The sequence below is a fragment of the Streptomyces amritsarensis genome, assembly GCF_001953875.1.
In the GTDB taxonomy this organism is placed as follows: Bacteria; Actinomycetota; Actinomycetes; order Streptomycetales; family Streptomycetaceae; genus Streptomyces; species Streptomyces amritsarensis.
Map to the genome: position 1 here is coordinate 1 of NZ_MQUR01000007.1, position 16,328 is coordinate 16,328.

18 protein-coding genes and 1 pseudogene are annotated in these 16,328 nt (G+C 68.8%); 10 read left to right on the plus strand and 9 right to left on the minus strand.

Going from position 1 to position 16,328, the window contains the following annotated elements:
- Positions 1-50 precede the first annotated feature (50 nt).
- The 4 genes from AVW11_RS04855 to AVW11_RS04870 form a co-directional block, all read right to left on the minus strand.
- Positions 51-644, minus strand: a complete 594-nt coding sequence (locus AVW11_RS04855; protein ID WP_030850358.1) for a malonic semialdehyde reductase — start codon at positions 642-644, stop codon at positions 51-53.
- A gap of 98 nt (positions 645-742) precedes the next feature.
- Positions 743-961 carry an exodeoxyribonuclease VII small subunit gene (locus AVW11_RS04860; protein ID WP_030850355.1) on the minus strand — a complete coding sequence of 73 codons (219 nt, stop codon included), beginning with the start codon at positions 959-961 and terminating at the stop codon, positions 743-745.
- Between the two features lie 54 nt (positions 962-1,015).
- Positions 1,016-2,332: an exodeoxyribonuclease VII large subunit gene (gene xseA / locus AVW11_RS04865; RefSeq protein WP_076043365.1), complete on the minus strand. Its 1,317-nt coding sequence runs from the start codon at positions 2,330-2,332 to the stop codon at positions 1,016-1,018.
- A 33-nt stretch (positions 2,333-2,365) separates the two neighbouring features.
- Positions 2,366-3,772, minus strand: coding sequence for an APC family permease (locus tag AVW11_RS04870; protein WP_079250516.1), 1,407 nt, complete (start codon positions 3,770-3,772; stop codon positions 2,366-2,368).
- Positions 3,773-3,890: 118 nt separating this feature from the next.
- Between AVW11_RS04870 and AVW11_RS04875 the strand changes: the two genes are divergently transcribed.
- The 4 genes from AVW11_RS04875 to AVW11_RS04890 all read left to right on the plus strand — a co-directional run bounded on the left by AVW11_RS04875 (position 3,891) and on the right by AVW11_RS04890 (position 6,835).
- Positions 3,891-4,895: a 4-hydroxy-3-methylbut-2-enyl diphosphate reductase gene (locus tag AVW11_RS04875; RefSeq protein WP_030850346.1), complete on the plus strand. Its 1,005-nt coding sequence runs from the start codon at positions 3,891-3,893 to the stop codon at positions 4,893-4,895.
- A gap of 21 nt (positions 4,896-4,916) precedes the next feature.
- Positions 4,917-5,654: a polyphosphate--glucose phosphotransferase gene (gene ppgK, locus AVW11_RS04880; protein ID WP_030850343.1), complete on the plus strand. Its 738-nt coding sequence runs from the start codon at positions 4,917-4,919 to the stop codon at positions 5,652-5,654.
- A 54-nt stretch (positions 5,655-5,708) separates the two neighbouring features.
- Positions 5,709-6,467 carry an IS5 family transposase gene (locus AVW11_RS04885; protein WP_076043366.1) on the plus strand — a complete coding sequence of 253 codons (759 nt, stop codon included), beginning with the start codon at positions 5,709-5,711 and terminating at the stop codon, positions 6,465-6,467.
- 71 nt (positions 6,468-6,538) lie between these two features.
- Complete coding sequence (locus AVW11_RS04890; RefSeq protein WP_240528129.1) at positions 6,539-6,835, plus strand: hypothetical protein; 297 nt, start codon at positions 6,539-6,541, stop codon at positions 6,833-6,835.
- Between the two features lie 143 nt (positions 6,836-6,978).
- Here the strand turns inward: AVW11_RS04890 and AVW11_RS04895 are convergent, their stop codons facing one another.
- A complete protein-coding gene (locus AVW11_RS04895) occupies positions 6,979-7,494 on the minus strand; it encodes a DUF6542 domain-containing protein (protein ID WP_063898600.1) in 516 nt (171 codons plus the stop codon).
- A gap of 135 nt (positions 7,495-7,629) precedes the next feature.
- Here AVW11_RS04895 and ychF point away from each other — a divergent pair, with 135 nt between their 5' ends.
- Complete coding sequence (ychF, locus tag AVW11_RS04900; RefSeq protein ID WP_060180501.1) at positions 7,630-8,718, plus strand: redox-regulated ATPase YchF; 1,089 nt, start codon at positions 7,630-7,632, stop codon at positions 8,716-8,718.
- Positions 8,719-8,802: 84 nt separating this feature from the next.
- Here ychF and AVW11_RS04905 read toward each other — a convergent pair whose 3' ends face one another.
- Together AVW11_RS04905 and AVW11_RS04910 are read right to left on the minus strand one after the other, a co-directional pair.
- A complete protein-coding gene (locus AVW11_RS04905) occupies positions 8,803-9,066 on the minus strand; it encodes a type II toxin-antitoxin system RelE family toxin (RefSeq protein ID WP_030207783.1) in 264 nt (87 codons plus the stop codon).
- Positions 9,059-9,328 carry a type II toxin-antitoxin system Phd/YefM family antitoxin gene (locus tag AVW11_RS04910; protein WP_072483971.1) on the minus strand — a complete coding sequence of 90 codons (270 nt, stop codon included), beginning with the start codon at positions 9,326-9,328 and terminating at the stop codon, positions 9,059-9,061. The genes AVW11_RS04905 and AVW11_RS04910 overlap by 8 nt, the downstream gene beginning before the upstream one ends.
- Positions 9,329-9,465: 137 nt before the next feature.
- On the opposite strand from AVW11_RS04910, the gene AVW11_RS04915 reads away from it, so the two are divergent.
- The 3 genes from AVW11_RS04915 (at position 9,466) to AVW11_RS04925 (ending at position 11,565) form a co-directional block, all read left to right on the plus strand.
- Positions 9,466-9,879: a hypothetical protein gene (locus AVW11_RS04915; protein WP_076043367.1), complete on the plus strand. Its 414-nt coding sequence runs from the start codon at positions 9,466-9,468 to the stop codon at positions 9,877-9,879.
- A 1,150-nt stretch (positions 9,880-11,029) separates the two neighbouring features.
- On the plus strand, positions 11,030-11,314 hold the full coding sequence (locus AVW11_RS04920) for a type II toxin-antitoxin system Phd/YefM family antitoxin (RefSeq protein ID WP_018491027.1): 285 nt from the start codon (positions 11,030-11,032) through the stop codon (positions 11,312-11,314).
- Positions 11,311-11,565, plus strand: a complete 255-nt coding sequence (locus tag AVW11_RS04925) for a Txe/YoeB family addiction module toxin (RefSeq protein ID WP_076043368.1) — start codon at positions 11,311-11,313, stop codon at positions 11,563-11,565. The genes AVW11_RS04920 and AVW11_RS04925 overlap by 4 nt, the downstream gene beginning before the upstream one ends.
- Positions 11,566-11,740: 175 nt before the next feature.
- On the opposite strand, the gene AVW11_RS04930 is transcribed toward AVW11_RS04925, so the two are convergent.
- Entirely contained in the window at positions 11,741-13,432 is a 1,692-nt protein-coding gene (locus tag AVW11_RS04930; RefSeq protein ID WP_240528130.1) for an AIPR family protein, read from the minus strand.
- A gap of 659 nt (positions 13,433-14,091) precedes the next feature.
- Positions 14,092-14,217: a type II toxin-antitoxin system RelE family toxin gene (locus AVW11_RS04935; protein WP_420713490.1), complete on the minus strand. Its 126-nt coding sequence runs from the start codon at positions 14,215-14,217 to the stop codon at positions 14,092-14,094.
- 21 nt (positions 14,218-14,238) lie between these two features.
- Here AVW11_RS04935 and AVW11_RS38225 point away from each other — a divergent pair.
- Positions 14,239-14,465, plus strand: a pseudogene (locus AVW11_RS38225) (ATP-dependent helicase); the annotation flags it as partial.
- Between the two features lie 396 nt (positions 14,466-14,861).
- Entirely contained in the window at positions 14,862-16,205 is a 1,344-nt protein-coding gene (locus AVW11_RS04945; protein WP_076043370.1) for a hypothetical protein, read from the plus strand.
- Positions 16,206-16,328: the final 123 nt, after the last annotated feature.

The window sequence follows — 16,328 nt, forward strand, 5'->3', positions numbered from 1 at the left end:
CCCCCGGTGGTCCGGGGGCCACGGCCCGTTTCGCGTGTCTGCGGCGGCGCTCAGACGGTGGTGACGACCTCGTCGAAGGCCAGGCGCGGGGAGCGGTCGAACCAGGCACCCTCGGCGGCCGGCTTGCCGATGTTGATGACCATGATCGGGGTGTGGTCGGCGTCCAGGAACTCCTTCTGGATGCCGGCGAAGTCGGCGCCGGTCATCGGACCCGCGGCCAGCCCGGCGGCGCGGATGCCGATGATGAAGTACGCCGCCTGGAGCGCGGAGTTCAGCAGCGCGGACTGCTCGCGGACCGGGCGCTCGGCGAAGAACGCGTCCTTGGCCTGCGGGAAGTGCGGCAGCAGCTGCGGGAGCTCCTCGTGGAACTCGTTGTCGGCCGAGAGGATCGCGACCAGCGGAGCGGTCGCGGTCTTGGCGTCGTTGCCCGTGGCCATGTGCTTCACCAGGCGCTCGCGGGCCTCGGGGGAGCGGACCAGGGTGATGCGCAGCGGGGTCTGGTTGAAGGCCGTCGGGCCGAACTTCACCAGGTCGTAGATCGCCTGGACCTGCTCCTCGGTGACCGGCTCCTCGGAGAACGCGTTGGCGGTGCGGGCCTCGCGGAACAGCAGGTCCTGAGCGGCGGGGTCGAGAACGAGAGACATCGGGAAAGCCTTCTTCCATACGGATGTGAAGCGATGTCCACGACTCTACGGCCGAAGTAGATGAATTTTCAACTAAATGGGGGTGGCCGTGATCGGGATCACTCCTCCTCGGCGGCCTCGCGCGCGGCCAGCGCCGAGTCCAGCCGGGCCCGGGCCCCCTCCAGCCAGTGCCGGCACACCTTCGCCAGCTCCTCACCGCGCTCCCAGAGCGCGAGGGAGTCCTCCAGCGAGGTCCCGCCGGCCTCCAGCTTGCGGACGACCTCGATGAGCTCGTCGCGTGCCTGCTCGTACCCCAGCGCCGTTCCGGCCTCTGTCATTCCCTCATCCATCCTCTGTGTGTCGTGCGACCACGTGATTGCGGCCGTGTGGCACTACTGCGAAGCCCCGGCGGCGTCCGAAGCCCGGCCCCCGTCCGAAGCCCCGGCCGGAGCCTCGGCCGCGTCCGGAGCTGCGGCGGCGTCCGAAGCCCCGGCCGCCTCCGGCGGGGACACCTCCACGCGGAAGGTGCCCTCCGCGACCCTGGCGCGCAGGGCCTCACCCGCCGACACCTCCTGCGGCGAGCGCACCACGTGACCGTCCGCCCGCTGCAGCACGGCGTACCCGCGCTCCAGCGTCGCGGCCGGCGACAGCGCCACCACCCGGGCCAGCGTGTGGGCGAGCTCGGAGTCGGCCCGGTCCAGCAGGTGTCCCAGCGTGCGCCTGCCGCGCGCCAGCAGCGCGTCCAGCTCGTCCTCCCGCATCTCCACCATGCGCTGGGGGTGGACGAAGACCGGCCGGGCCAGGGCGTGCGCGAGCCCCCGCTCCTCCCGGTCGAGCAGCGAGCCCACCGCGCGCAGCCCCCGGCCCTGCAACTGGCGCACCCGCTCCAGCTCCTCGCCGACGTCCGGGACCACCTTCTTCGCCGCATCCGTGGGCGTGGACGCCCTCAGGTCGGCGACCAGGTCCAGCAGCGGGGAGTCCGGCTCGTGGCCGATCGCCGACACCACCGGGGTGCGCGCCGCGGCGACCGCCCGCACGACCTCCTCGTCGGAGAAGGGCAGCAGGTCCTCCACACTGCCGCCGCCGCGCGCCACGATGATCACGTCGACCTCGTCCAGGGCGTCGAGCTCCTTGACCGCCCGGACCACCTGCGGCACGGCGTGCACACCCTGCACGGCGACGTTGCGGACCTCGAAGCGGACCGCCGGCCAGCGGCGCCGGGCGTTCTCCAGGACGTCGCGCTCGGCCGCGGAGGCCCGCCCGACCACCAGCCCGACCAGCTGCGGCAGGAACGGCAGCGGCTTCTTGCGCTCCAGCGCGAAGAGGCCCTCGGCGGCCAGGGACCGCTTGAGCCGCTCCAGCCGGGCCAGCAGCTCGCCGATGCCGACCGGCCGTATCTCCGTAGCCCGCAGGGACAGCTGCCCGCGCGGGGCGTACCACTCGGGCTTGGCCAGCAGGACGACCCGCGCGCCCTCCGAGACGACGTCCGCGACCTCGTCGTAGACCTGGCGGAAGCAGGTCACGCTGACCGAGATGTCGTGCGAGGGGTCGCGCAGCGTCAGGAAGACCACCCCCGCTCCCGGCCGTCGCGAGAGCTGCGTGATCTGCCCCTCCACCCACACCTGGCCCAGGCGCTCGATCCAGCCCCCGATGAGCCGGGACACCTGGCCCACCGGGAGCGGCGCCTCGGCCGACGTATTCAGACCCATGTGCGCAGGCTATCCGGCGCCGCCGACAGTGCGTCAGGCCCCGGCGCCGGTGTCGCCGGGCAGGTCCCGGCGACCGCGCTGGACGAAGAGCACCACCAGGCCCACCACCAGCCACACCGTGCCCACCAGCTGCGCCGTCCGGGACGCCTCGACGATCACCGTGACGGTCACCGCGGCCCCGAACACCGGGACGACCAGGTGCTTGCCCCAGTTCGGCGGACCCTCCCGCCGTCGGACCACGAACCAGCCCACCACCGAGGCGTGCAGCAGGGTGAAGGCCACCAGCGCACCGACGTCCACCACGGACACCAGGTGGTCGAGCCCGTCGTCGCGCCGGGCCGCCCACACCGCGGCGACCAGCGTCACGGTCGCCGCCACCAGCAGGGCGGCCCGCGGGGTGCCGTCCGAGGTCCGCGCCAGCGCCCGCGGCAGCCGCCGCTCCCGGGCCATCGCGAACACCAGCCGGCCAGCCGCCGCCTGCCCCGCCAGGGCGGCGAAGGCCGCACCGACCGCCTTGCTGATCGCCACCAGGTCGTGCAGCCAGAAGCCGACCGAGGACTCCGCCGCGGTGTAGAATGCCGGGCCCTGCCGCACCGGATCCGCCGCCAGCTCCGCCGCCGACACCGGCATCAGCAGCGCCGCGAGAAAGCTCTGGACGATGAACAGCGTCCCGGCCAGCACCAGGCAGAACAGCAGCGCCCGCGCCACGCGCCCCGATCCGCCCGTCACCTCCTCGGCGAAGGAGGCGACGGCGTCGAAACCGAGGTAGGACAGGACCGCCACCGACACCGCGCCCAGCACCGCGGCCGTGCCGAAGCCGAGCGAGCCGTCTCCGGTCAGCGGCGAGAGCCAGCCCCGCCGGGGTCCGTCCTGGACCAGCACGACCGCCGCGGCCACCACGAAGACCAGCAGGACCAGCACCTCCATGGCCAGCACGGCGAAACCCACCCGCGCGGCCGCCCGTACGCCCCACAGGTTGAGCGCGGTGGTCACCACGACGGCCAGGGCCGTCCACACCCACCGGGAGACCTCCGGCACCAGCGCGTTCATCGCGATCCCGGAGAACAGGTACGCGACCGCCGGGATCAGCAGGTAGTCCAGCATCGCCATCCACCCGGCGATCAGCCCCGCACCCTCACCCAGGCCCTTGCGGGCGTACGTGAACACCGAACCGGCCTGCGGCGCCACCCGCACCATCTGCGCGTAGGAGAAGGCCGTGAGGCCCATCGCGACGGTCGCCACGAGGTAGACCAGCGCGACGGCGCCGTGCGAGGCGGCGTCGAGCGTGCCGAAGACCCCGACCGGGGCCATCGGGGCGATGAACAGCAGCCCGTAGACGACCAGGTCCCGGAAGCCGAGACTCCGGCGGAGGGCCGCGGGCGCCGCGGGTCCCGGGGACGCGGGCCCCGGGGCCCCGCCGGAATCCGTCGCGGACGCCATCAGTCCTCCGGGTGACGGGTGGGACGTTCTCGGGACCCCGACACGGGACGCCGCCACGGGACCTCCGGCCAGTCTGCGCCGAGCGGCCGACGTTCGGCCTGCTGGACACCCCCGTACGATGGAGGCTATGACTGCTCCCGCCCCTGTGCCCGCTTCCCGCCGTGTCCTGCTCGCCGCGCCCCGCGGCTACTGCGCGGGCGTGGACCGAGCCGTGATCGCCGTCGAGAAAGCCCTCGAGCAGTACGGGGCGCCGGTGTACGTCCGCCACGAGATCGTGCACAACAAGTACGTCGTCCAGACGCTGGAGCGGAAGGGCGCCATCTTCGTCGAGCGGACGGAGGAGGTGCCCGAGGGCAACATCGTGATGTTCTCCGCGCACGGCGTGGCCCCCGTCGTGCACGAGGAGGCGGCGCGCGGCAAGCTCGCGACGATCGACGCGACCTGCCCGCTGGTCACCAAGGTGCACAAGGAAGCCATCCGGTACGCGAACGAGGACTTCGACATCCTCCTCATCGGCCACGAGGGCCACGAGGAGGTCATCGGCACCTCCGGCGAGGCCCCGGACCACATCACGATCGTCGACGGCCCGCACGACGTGGACAAGGTCACCGTCCGCGACGAGTCGAAGGTCGTCTGGCTCTCGCAGACCACGCTGTCGGTCGACGAGACCATGGAGACCGTCGACGCGCTGAAGACGAAGTTCCCGCTGCTCGTCTCGCCGCCGAGCGACGACATCTGCTACGCCACCTCCAACCGGCAGGCCGCCGTCAAGGTGATGGGCGCGGACTCCGACCTCGTCATCGTCGTCGGCTCGAAGAACTCCTCGAACTCGATCCGGCTGGTCGAGGTCGCCAAGGACGCGGGCGCGAAGGCGGCGTACCTCGTCGACTTCGCGAGCGAGATCGACGAGACCTGGCTGGAGGGCGTCACCACCGTCGGCCTCACCTCGGGCGCCTCCGTGCCGGAGGTCCTGGTCGAGGAAGTCCTGGAATGGCTCGCCGCGCGCGGCTACGCGGACGTGGAGATCGTCAAGACGGCGGAGGAGCACATCACCTTCTCCCTGCCCAAGGAGCTCCGCCGCGACCTGCGCGCCGAAGCCGCGGAACTGGTCGCCGACAAGTAACTCGTTTCGTACGGTATGTCCATGCAGATCTTCGGCGTGGACATCGGCGGATCCGGGATCAAGGGCGCTCCCGTGGACCTGGAGCGCGGCGACCTGGCGCAGGAGCGCCACAAAGTGCTGACACCACAGCCGGCCACCCCCGACGGGGTGGCCGGCTGCGTCGTCGAGGTGGTCCGCCACTTCGGCTGGGACGGCCCGGTCGGGGTGACCTTCCCCGGCGTGGTCACGGGCGGCGTCACCCGCACGGCGGCCAACATGGACAAGTCCTGGATCGGCGTGGACACGGCGGCGCTGCTCTCGCGCGAGCTGGGCGGCCCGCCCGTCACGGTGCTGAACGACGCGGACGCGGCGGGCGTCGCCGAGATGACGTACGGGGCGGGGCGCGGCCGCGGCGGCACGGTCCTCCTTCTCACCCTGGGCACGGGCATCGGGAGCGCGCTGTTCACGGACGGGCGGCTGGTCCCGAACACGGAGCTGGGCCACCTGGAGCTGAAGGGCCACGACGCGGAGACGCGGGCCTCGGTGAAGGCCAAGGAGGACGGGGAGCTCACCTGGGAGCGCTGGGCGCACCGGCTCAGCAAGTACATGCAGCACGTGGAGATGCTCTTCTCCCCGGACCTCTTCATCATCGGCGGCGGCGTCAGCCGCAAGCCGGAGAAGTTCCTGCCCCTGATCGAGGGTGTCCGGGCGGAGATCGTCCCGGCCCGGCTGCAGAACAACGCGGGCATCGTCGGGGCGGCGATGGCGGCGAAGGACTAGGCCGTGTTTTAGGACGGGGTTCCGGTCCACGCCTCGCGCCGTGATGATCACGGTGTGGGGCGTGGGGATCTTTCTGATGAGCAGTGGTCGGTGCTGGAGTCGTTGCTGCCTGCGGCGGGTGTGAGCCGCAGGTCCGGGAACCGGCGGCGGTTGGTCAACGGAGTTCGGTGGCGGGTTCGGACGGGTGTTCCGTGGCGCGATCTACCGCGCGAGTACGGGCCTTGGCAGACCGTCTACGGGCTCTTTCGCCGATGGCAGCGCGAGGGTGTGTGGGCCCAGCTCCTGACCTTGTTGCAGGCGAGGGCTGATGCGGCCGGGCTGATCACGTGGGAGGTGAACGTCGACTCCACGGTCTGCCGGGCCCACCAGCACGCGGCCGGTGCCCGCCGCGACGGGGCCGGGCAGAAGGAGCCCCCAGGAGGGGTCGGGACCGAGCCGGAGGATCACGGGCTGGGCCGGTCGCGGGGCGGGTTCTCCACGAAGATCCATCTGGCCTGCGAGCAGGGGCAGAAGCCGCTGCGGGTACGTGGTGACAAGGCGTACTCCTCGCGCGCCAACCGTGCCTACCTGCGCAGACGCGGGATCCGCTGCACCATTGCCGAGCCGGCCGACCAGGTCCGCAACCGCAAGCGCCGTGGCCGCGCCGGTGGCCGGCCGCCGGCCTTCGACCGGGTGGACTACAAGGCCCGCCACGCGGTCGAGTGCGGAATCAGCCGCCTCAAGCAGCACCGGGCGGTCGCGACCCGGTATGACAAGCTCGCCGTCCGGTTCGAGGCGACCGTCCAGATAGCCGTGATCCACCAGTGGCTGTGAACCAGCGGCCGCCCATGCGGCCGTGCCATGCTGATCACGGCATTGGGCAGCACACGCATGGGGAGGGTTCAGTGGCCGCCAGGTACTACTGCGCCGACAGCGAGAACGGCGACCACGTCGACGACCCGTCCGAGGACGCGCTGGTCATGCTGATCAGCGACCTCAACGACTCCGACAACACCTTCGTCGTCATCCAGCCCGACCAGGACGACCCCGTCTGGTTCGCCTCGGTCGCCGTCCTGGACGAGGGCGGATACGAGATTGTCCGTAGCGACACCACCCACCGCGAACACGATGTGACCGTCGAAACCAGCACGGACCGCATCGCGGGCGACCTCACCAAGTGGCTGGCCGCCCGCGCTTCCTAAAACACGGCCTAGACGAACCGCTGGGCGGAGGCCGGCAGGAGTCGTACCGGCTCAGGCGGCACGGCGGCTGGGCGAGGGGCTCGGCGGACGGCTGGACGGAAGGCCGTACGGAGGCCGGCAGGAGCCAGCCGTACGGGCCCGGCTCAGGCGGCGCGTCGGGGGAGGCGGCGCCGGCCGATCAGCACGGCCTTGCGCACCAGCGCGATGAGCGCGGCCACCAGCGTCCCCGCGTACAGCCAGCCGGCGTGCAGGGACAGCGCCGACACCAGCCCCATCAGCTGGCCGCCGAAGCCGCCGGAGCCCCCCGAGATGGGCCACACTCCGGCGGCGAAGGCGATCGGCACCCCGATCGGCGCGGTGATCAGGTCGGCCGGCCGCACCCAGAGCGCGGTGGCGGCCGCGACGGGCGGGAAGAGCAGCCCGTAGACGAACAGCGAGGAGCCGAAGAGCAGCCAGCAGATCCCGCCGACGAGCACCATGGCGGTGCACGCGAAAAGCCCGCCACCCAGGCCCGTCAGCCGGGGCCGGGGCATCCGGCGGGCGGGCGCGGGCCGCGGGGCGCCGCCGCCCTGGGCGGGCACGCCCGTGGGCCGCGGGCCGCGGCGCTGGGCCGGGGGTCGCTGCGGGTGAGGGGCCGGTCGCGTCCTGTATTGCTCCACCCCACCAAATTAGGCGGGAGGGCGGCCGGATCCGGGCCCGGACACGCGTACATCGACCGCCACTCATCGGAAAGTAAACTGTCCGGTGGCCCACTCCCGGGCCGCCGCCCCCTCCAGCTACGGGAAGTCGCCAACGTGTCGCTCACGATCGGAATCGTCGGCCTGCCGAATGTCGGCAAGTCGACCCTGTTCAACGCCCTGACCAAGAACGACGTGCTGGCGGCCAACTACCCGTTCGCCACCATCGAGCCGAACGTCGGCGTCGTCGGCGTCCCGGACTCCCGCCTCGCGGTCCTCGCGGGCATCTTCGGCTCGCAGCGCGTCCTGCCGGCGACGGTCGACTTCGTCGACATCGCGGGCATCGTGCGCGGCGCGTCGGAGGGTGAGGGCCTGGGCAACAAGTTCCTCGCGAACATCCGCGAGTCGGACGCCATCTGCCAGGTCATCCGCGCCTTCAAGGACGAGAACGTCGTCCACGTCGACGGCAAGGTCTCGCCGAAGGACGACATCGAGACGATCAACACCGAGCTGATCCTCGCCGACCTCCAGTCCATCGAGAAGGCGATCCCGCGCCTGACGAAGGAGTCCCGCCTCCAGAAGGACAAGGTCGCGGTCCTCGCCGCGGTCGAGTCCGCCCAGAAGATCCTGGAAGGCGGCGACACCCTCTTCTCGAAGGGCATCACGAAGGGCACCGAGCAGGGCGACCTGCTGCACGAGCTCCACCTGCTCACCACGAAGCCCTTCCTCTACGTCTTCAACGTCGACGAGGACGAGCTGACGGACGACGCCTTCAAGGCGGAGCAGTCGGCGCTGGTCGCCCCGGCCGAGGCGATCTTCCTCAACGCCAAGCTGGAGCAGGACCTCTCCGAGCTGGACGACGAGGAGGCCCTCGAACTCCTCCAGTCGGTCGGCCAGGACGAGCCCGGGCTCGCCACCCTCGGCCGCGTCGGCTTCGCCACCCTGGGCCTGCAGACCTACCTGACGGCCGGCCCGAAGGAAACCCGCGCCTGGACCATCAAGCAGGGCGCGACGGCCCCGGAGGCGGCCGGCGTGATCCACACCGACTTCCAGCGCGGCTTCATCAAGGCCGAGGTCATCTCCTTCGCGGACCTGGTGGACTGCGGCTCGGTGGCCGAGGCCCGCGCCAAGGGCAAGGCCCGCATGGAGGGCAAGGACTACGTCATGCAGGACGGCGACGTGGTGGAGTTCCGCTTCAACGTCTGATCGCACACCCATAGGCGGCCTGACCTGCGAGAACGCGGGTCAGGTCGTTGTGCTGTCCGCAACAGTCCACAGAACCTGGAGCGGCTACGTGTCGTAGACCGTGGAACGGTGTCCGACGTGTACGACCCACACCACTAGTTCCCCGTTGTCGATGGTGTAGACGACGCGATAGTCGCCGACTCGTAGGCGGCGGCGCTCAGGCTGGGATACGAGTGCGGTGGTGTTGAAGCCGAAAGGGTCGCTCTCCAGCTCTGTCAGTTTGGCCAAGATGCGAAGCGCCATGTCACGCGGGATCTTGCGCAGCTCGGCCTGGGCCTCTGGCCGGAACACCGTGCGATAGTCACTCACTGCGTGCCAGCGTCTCCCTCATCACGTCCTCGATCGGGACGCCGGCGGCCGGGCTCGCCATGCGCTCGTCGATGATGCGGTTGATCTCGCGCTCTTCCCACTCCTGATACTTGCGCAGCACCTCTATCGAGACCACGGCGGCGACCTGCTTGCCGCGGCGGGTGATGACGGTGGGCATGTCGTCGCGGTCGGCCCGTTCGACGACTTCGGCCAGGTGAGCGCGTACGTCGCGGATGGACTCTATGGGCAGCGGCTGAGTCATGCCTCAAGGGTACCGAGTGTGCCATGTGTACACAATCTGGGTGGCATGCACTCGTTGGGATGAGCCGCCGATTGGGTGGCTGATTCCAGGGACAGGAGTTCCTTCTCCTACCTCTTACCGTTCGTGAGGTCACAGGCGTGACCGTGTTGGCGCCGCTATACGCGTCAATCTTCAGTGTGGCCGCGGTCTGTATCGGCGGGAGGCTGCTGGCCGACGTCCCGCTGCTTGCATTCCCTGTCCATCGGCCGGGGGCGTGGCTGCGGCGGTTCCGCGCGCCACACCGACGGGCCCGGCGGCACGTCGAGGAACTGGTACAGAAGTCGCAGGCGTCTCTTCTGTGCCTCGGCGTTCAGCCGCCCGACCGTTGGCTGCGCGCGGTGCTGATGAGGTGGCGATTGGCGGAGCGCGGTGAATGGTGGTCGTCATGGGTGCTGGCGCTCATGGCGCTGACGGCGTTGGCGTTGGGGCTCATGCTTGCAGCCGCAGCCGAGTCGCACCTGCAGGCTCTTCTGTGGGTGCTCATGCCAGTTGGTCGCTTCAGTGGCTCGTAGTGCTGCATGTCCGGCTGTCCGACATCGCGATGCGCCGCGGCTCTGCGGAGGCGAGCCTGTATCGCGCCGCGATCGATGTACTGCTCGCCTGCGGTGCTCACCATCGGCAGCCGCGAGCCATGAGCACGGTTGACCTCGTGCGGTGTGTGACGAGGCTGCGAAGGGCACTGGTGTGTTACGCGCGGTTCGGGCTGCCGCGATGTGCTCAGGGACGTGCTAGGGATGTCGCCCAGGCGACGATTCTTGATCGCGCGTTCGCTGAGGCGATTGATTCCGTGCTGGCAGACCGGCGTCAGCCGGCAGCCCTGGCGAGCAGGGTCGTCGGCCTGATGAATGCCCTGGCTCGCCAAGAGCCGCTGAGCTTGGTCGGTGGCGATGGCGCGGTGGTTGATGTCCTGGAGGGAGGGAGGACCTTCAAATCCTGGCGAGCGGCCGGCGTGCTGCTCCTGGCGTTTTCGGTCTGTTCCGGTGTTGCGCTCGGATTCCAGAGCCTCGGACTGGAGTCCGCCTGCCTCGCCGCCATGCTGTCGGTGTTTGCCGCCTGTGCATGGACCGTAATGGATCGCTACGGGGTTCTTGGAGACCCATACGGAGGTGGAGCTCGCTCAACGAGGTCGGTACGTGCCGTGAGGCAGAGGAAGGCCGTGCCCACTTTTGCTTCGTGCCCGCACCTCACCTTGTCTGGTCCGCGAGCACCCTCGCTGTGGCGAACGGCGAGCAGGACCCGCGGCCACTGCCGACCGAAGGCGGCGACGAAGACATCGCCGCGGAGCTGCGCAGGCACCTCGACTCCGCCGAGACCCATAGCAAGTCAGCAGACAGTCCGCAGGACACCCGTAAGCCGCCGTCGGGACCCAACGCACGCCAACGGGGAAATGCCTGGTCAGGGCGACGCGCGCGGCTCCGCCGCAGGTCAGGATCGGGCGGCAGGCATTCCGCTTCAACGTCTGAGCGGATGAGATAACACCACGTCGCTGACGTGGCAAACATAGAGGTCAGAAGGGGTCGGCTCCTCCGGAGTCGGCCCCTTGGTGTTTGCCCGTGCTGGGATGGTGCTGGGAAATCTGGCTGCCCGTCAGCCGTATGACCCGCCTGATATAGGCCGAGAGTGGTACGTTATCGGGTACCACTTGAGGGGAGAGGCCAGGCCATGTCCATAACTGCGAGTGAAGCCCGCAAGGAACTCTTTCCGCTGATCAAGAAGGTCAACGAGAACCACGAGGCGATCGAGATCGTCTCCAAGCACGGCAATGCCGTACTTGTCTCGGCCGAGGACTATGCCGCGTTGCGTGAGGGCTCGTACCTGCTGCGCTCCCCGGCGAATGCCCGTCGCCTGCTCAAGGCGTACGAGAACGCCCTGGCGAACATCAACGTGTCGGAGCGGGATCTGATCGACCCAGACTCGCCGGATGCGGCACGTGAGGGTGCCGCGTGAGGCTCGTCTTCGAGGATCAGGGCTGGGAGGACTACACGTCCTGGCTCAAGAACGACCGGAAGATGCTCGCTCGGATCAACAAGCTCATCGAGGACGTCAAGCGTGACCCCTTCACGGGGATCGGCAAGCCCGAGCCGCTGAAATACCACTTGCCCGGGGCATGGTCGAGGCGGATCGACGATGAGCACCGCCTCGTCTACCTGGTTACGGACAAGGAAATCGTCATTCTCGCGGCTCGTTATCGCTACTGACGTCCGGGACGTTTTCTTGTGGGACGCGGCCCGTGCGCGGCGCAGGCCGGCGACGGAAGGCGCTGCCAGGGCCACAGTCAGGGAGTTGTGTCGCCCGTGGCTTGCTGCGGTCGGGCGTGGAACCTTGAGTGTGCTGGGGTACCCGGCGGAGAGTCAATCCGCCGGGTGCCGCCGGTCAGCCGGAACCAAACTTGGCCTCGACCTGGGTGACCAGGTCGCGGCACTTTGTGGTGTTCTTGAAGAGCGGCGCGAGATAGTTGTTCGAGTAGGTGTTCTCGATGGCCTCGGTCAGGTGCTCAAGAGCGATGCCGGTCACCTTGTGCACCCGCTTGGTCTCCTTGCCCCAGTCGTAGTTCGCATCGTCGACCTTGTCCAGTCTGAGTTGGTTGAAGACCAGCTGCAGCACGAGCCGGTTCCCGTGCGCGGCCACCGCGAACTCCCTGTCGACGAGGTTCCTCCGACGATCGGTCAAGTCTGCCTCGACCGCACGCATCACTTGAACGCAACGCCACACTCGATGCGCGCTGGTCCCGTTGTTGAACAGGTTTGTGTACGGTGCTCGTTCGGTGTTTTCGGACAGCCGGCCAACCGCGCTCTTCGCCAGGACTGTGTAGTACGGATTGTTGTGGGCGCAGGCAAGGGCGACGATTGCGTCTTCGACTGTGCACCCGTCACTCTCTGCGGGCACGTTTTCTCCGCGCTTGACGGAGTACTGCTTGTGCAGTGACAGAAGCATGTCCCGACGAATGCGTTCCTGCTGTTGATCAAGTGCGACGAAGTCGCGATTCTCGACACTGTTCTGCGTGTTCGTCGCCCGGGTCACATCCGTGGCGAAATCGGGGGGACATCCCTCGAGCGAGATGAATCGAACCCATACGCGGGCCTCTTCGAGGGACTTCTCCTCCTTCTTTGCGGCCCGGTGGATGCTCGCCACGGTCTGTGCCCCATTTACCACGCTCACGCCCTCGATCGTGAAGTCCCCGTACGCGTGGGTGGAGCCACCGCGAGGTGCCTTCTTGATGGACTCGCAGAGTGCGGTGATTCCGTTGTTGAAATACCAGAAGTTCTCGCCCTGAGTCAGGAGCGTGTGGGTCAAGCCCTCGTTTACCTCGGTATTGCCGAGCGACTTGCGTAGGTTCTGCGAGAAGAGTCGATCGCCGTGCTGTTCGAACCATGAGGCGATTTCTGTCGCCTGAACAAGTCCGTAGTACGCCTTATAAGGAAGGTCGACCTTGCCCCACTGCTCGATGGGCACGGTCAACTCGATCCGTGGTCCTGCTGTTCCTTCGACCACCATGGAGTGGAATTCTCGTAGGCCAAGTACTTCCAGGGTGACCACTGGATCGTTTTCGTTGGCTTCCGCCAGGAAGTCGGCGAACACATACTGGGCCTCCGCTGGCAGGGTGCTTCGGCCCGTAGTGGCGACAACCACGATGAAGGTGACTGCGGCATCACTCAAAGCTGCGGTGATTTCTGTGCGACGCGCTTGGAGCGTGGGGGAGAAGCGGTCGAACTTCATGTTGAACAGGTCGCTGCAGCCGTTTCGGATCTTGAGGGCGTCGGCCTGGGAGAGCCCAGAGTTTCCTGAACTGTCTAGTTTTGACTGAACGATGACGATCCGGCGGTTTTCCTTATCGATGGCCAGAGCATCGATCCCGTTGTCGTGGAACCCGTCGGTCACGGCGGCGCCGGCCTCGTCGAGGGTGCAGCCCGTGAAGCGCTGTACGGCGCGAGCTGCCAAGGCCCTGCTCAGGAAGATCGTGTCGGATTGGGCGCGCTGGCTGCCCGTCAGATCGCTCAGGTCGATCAGGCCGGTGAAGTCTTGTCTGAGTGAATCCTTGACGTGGTGAACGTGCAGCGTCCGCACGGAGGTCCCGCCCCTCGTCGTCCCGTGAACCAAGAGATTCAGCGTAACCCTTGGGAATGGTCCTGCCTTGGCCTTTTCGGTAAGGGTGGCGCAGCTGCCAAGTTCTTGCTGCGATCGCGATCGAAGCCAGGTGTGGGCTGCGTCAGCGGTGGCGGCGCCGAGGGAGGAGACCTGCGCTTGTCGCCACGGCGGGTGGCGACTGCCGCAGCCGCATCAGCTTGCTGATCGCCCGCTCGACGGTGTTGCGCTTCTCGTATCGCGTGGAGCCGAAGCCCGGGGGCGGCCGCCCGGCGAGGCCCGGCGCTGGCGTCCGGCCTTCTGGTCCTTCCTGTCGGGTGGCAGGCGGTGCGGGTGGCGCCTTCTTCGGGTGCTGCGGCGGCGTGTTGGTGCGGCACGCACCTGGGCGGAGTTGATGCTGAGGTCCGGGTCGAAACTCCGTCGGCGTCGGCCAAGGCCTCGACGTGCTGGAGCAACTGGGATGGAGCCCCCGTGCTGGGGCCGTGCTGGGATGGCGCCCGAGACAGCCGCATCTTCGCAGATGGAGCTCTGCAGTAGACGTTCCGCTTCAACGTCTGAGCGGATGTGCATAACGGCCTGACCTGCGAGACAGCAGGTCGGGCCGTTGTGCTGTCCGCAGCAGTCCGCGGAACCTGGAGCAGCTACGTGTCGTGGACCGTGGAGCGGGGTCCGGCGTGGACGGTCCACACCACCAGTTCCCCTTTGCCGACGGTGTGGACGACACGGTGGTCGCCCACCCGTAGGCGGCGCCAGGCCGAGCTGCGCAAGATCCCGCGCGACCTTCAACCGTTCGGGAGGCCATCGCCGTCCACATCGACGTGGACCGGCCGGAGCCCGACCACCTCGCTCGTGATGGCCCTGCATGTGCTGGTGGAAGCGGGCCCGATGCGCGGCGAGCCGTCGACACGCCCGCGGCTCTCTCGGAGCGGCTCGGTCCGCTGCTGGCCGAGCCAAGCCGGCCGCCGGGCGGCTGCGGATGCTGCTGGTGGGGCAGGTCAAGCTTGGGCGCTGGAGGCCGTTGCAGAGGTCCGCAGGCCTCTGGTATGCGATCAGACAGTGAGGGCGGCCACCGAATGGAACGGTTCGACCCCGCGGGGCGCCGGGCCGCACGCGGAAGCGCGCGGGCGGCCTCGACGCGGGTCTGTGGGCCGGCTGTGCGTTCCGGACGGGTGAAGGCCGCGGAGGACCACGGCGCGGTGGAGGGTGTTCGATGAGGGGGTCCGGATAGGGGTGTGGCATGGCCCCACTTCTTCTGCGTCACCGTCCCGCTCTTCTCGCCGCCCTGACCGCGGCTGCGCTCCTGGTCACACCGTGTGTGACGGCGGCCGAGGCCCCGGCAGCGCCGCGAAGCGCCGTCTTGAGAGCGCCCGCCCCGTCTGAACGCTCTCCGGCAGACGATCCGAGTCGGCAGGTGGCGCAGTTCAAGCGCCAGCTGGCGAAATCCGGCTACGAGTCGCAGCCGGGAACCGAGGCCGTGTTCGATCTGAACCGGAGGTACTGCGAGGGCGCCGTTTTCAGTGCCATGTGGCCCAATCCTCAGTCGCCCTACGTCGTCACCGGGATGCCGGAGGTGCCCGGACAGGCGCCCAACACCAACCCACCCGCGACGTGGCGCCTTCGGCAGGACGAGGCCATCGTGATGATCGGGGTGACGCCGCCGCCGGAGGCCTACTTCTCGTTCGACCTCACCATGGTGAGAGGCTCCCTGCAGACCGGCCCGGTCCTGTGGCCTTCCGTAGGCGACCCGATCAACAACAAGACGGTGCGCACGACCGGCCCGACACCGTACGGCCAGCCGTTTGCTCTGGTGGTCACGGGCAACCGGCGCACCCGGGCAGAGGTGAACGAGATGCTGGCCGCCTCCGGGCTGGGTGGCGGGACGAACGGCATGACCATTCCTCCGGCCATGTTCCGGCTGGGCCTCGACGAGGGCTCCGACGAGTTCCTCCTCGGGGTGCGCACGATCGCGCCCGAGCCCGGCTTCGAGAAGGCGCTCGACGACTACCGTGCCGCGCCTCCGCTCAAGGTCTTCCGGGTGCGGCCGGGGAGCGGCTCCGCAGACGAGACGAAGCCGGTGTACCCGCCCGATCCCCTGCCCGTCCCGCCGCTGCGCGTCTCCGGGACCGGGGCCACCGAACTAAACCTCAACCCCACGCTGCAGATGCTGCGTCGGCGCATCATCGATGCCCACCCGGGTTTCGAGGCGCGTGACGTGGCGCTGGAGCGCGGCTTCGAGGAGTCGTACCCCGGGTTCCAGGCGAACTTGGTGACCGATTCCCCCATTCCGGGAGTGGCTGCCCTGTCCAACGACGCCGACGACCCGCTCAGCCGGAACTTCAGCCTGCCGGACGGCTCCTTCGTGGTCGCCTACGGTACGAACCACGTGGCCACCCAACAGGCCAGCTACTCCAGCCTCTCGCTCTATGCGGACCCCAGAGCGGCCGTTTCCCTGACCGCGGAGAACCACCGTGAGCTGGAGGGCAGCGCGCAGGACTTCATTGCCGACCAGCCGAACGCGGACAAGTTCTACGCCTGGTCCTTCAGCCGCGCGGGCGGCAACGGACCGACCGGGCCGCACGTGACCACGCTCCCGCCCACCAGCACGGACTTCTGTGCCCAATACGGCACCGACAGGCCCGTCGACATGAGTACGCTCCGCGCTGTGGCCCGCGCCTACATGCAACCCGCGACTCTCACCCGCCCCGCCCTCTCGTCGCTGCTCTTGGACCGCCTGCTCGTCTTCACCCCGAAATAGGGCAATGACCGGCGGTGGTCCTGCTCACCCGCGCAGCTGGCGGGCCGGCCGAGGGGACATGGATTTCAGGGGGCCTCGGCGCACCTGGCCAGTCCGCAGACGGTCCGCAGGACACCCGTGAAC

Excerpts from the sequence above, each read along its gene's own strand:
- AVW11_RS04875 (WP_030850346.1), top strand. The coding sequence starts at position 3,891 with ATGGAGGCTATGACTGCTCCCGCCCCTGTGCCCGCTTCCCGCCGTGTC.
- AVW11_RS04855 (WP_030850358.1), bottom strand. The coding sequence starts at position 644 with ATGTCTCTCGTTCTCGACCCCGCCGCTCAGGACCTGCTGTTCCGCGAG.
- AVW11_RS04910 (WP_072483971.1), bottom strand. The coding sequence starts at position 9,328 with ATGACTCAGCCGCTGCCCATAGAGTCCATCCGCGACGTACGCGCTCAC.
- AVW11_RS04860 (WP_030850355.1), bottom strand. The coding sequence starts at position 961 with ATGACAGAGGCCGGAACGGCGCTGGGGTACGAGCAGGCACGCGACGAG.
- ppgK (WP_030850343.1), top strand. The coding sequence starts at position 4,917 with ATGCAGATCTTCGGCGTGGACATCGGCGGATCCGGGATCAAGGGCGCT.
- AVW11_RS04920 (WP_018491027.1), top strand. The coding sequence starts at position 11,030 with ATGTCCATAACTGCGAGTGAAGCCCGCAAGGAACTCTTTCCGCTGATC.
- xseA (WP_076043365.1), bottom strand. The coding sequence starts at position 2,332 with ATGGGTCTGAATACGTCGGCCGAGGCGCCGCTCCCGGTGGGCCAGGTG.
- AVW11_RS04870 (WP_079250516.1), bottom strand. The coding sequence starts at position 3,772 with ATGGCGTCCGCGACGGATTCCGGCGGGGCCCCGGGGCCCGCGTCCCCG.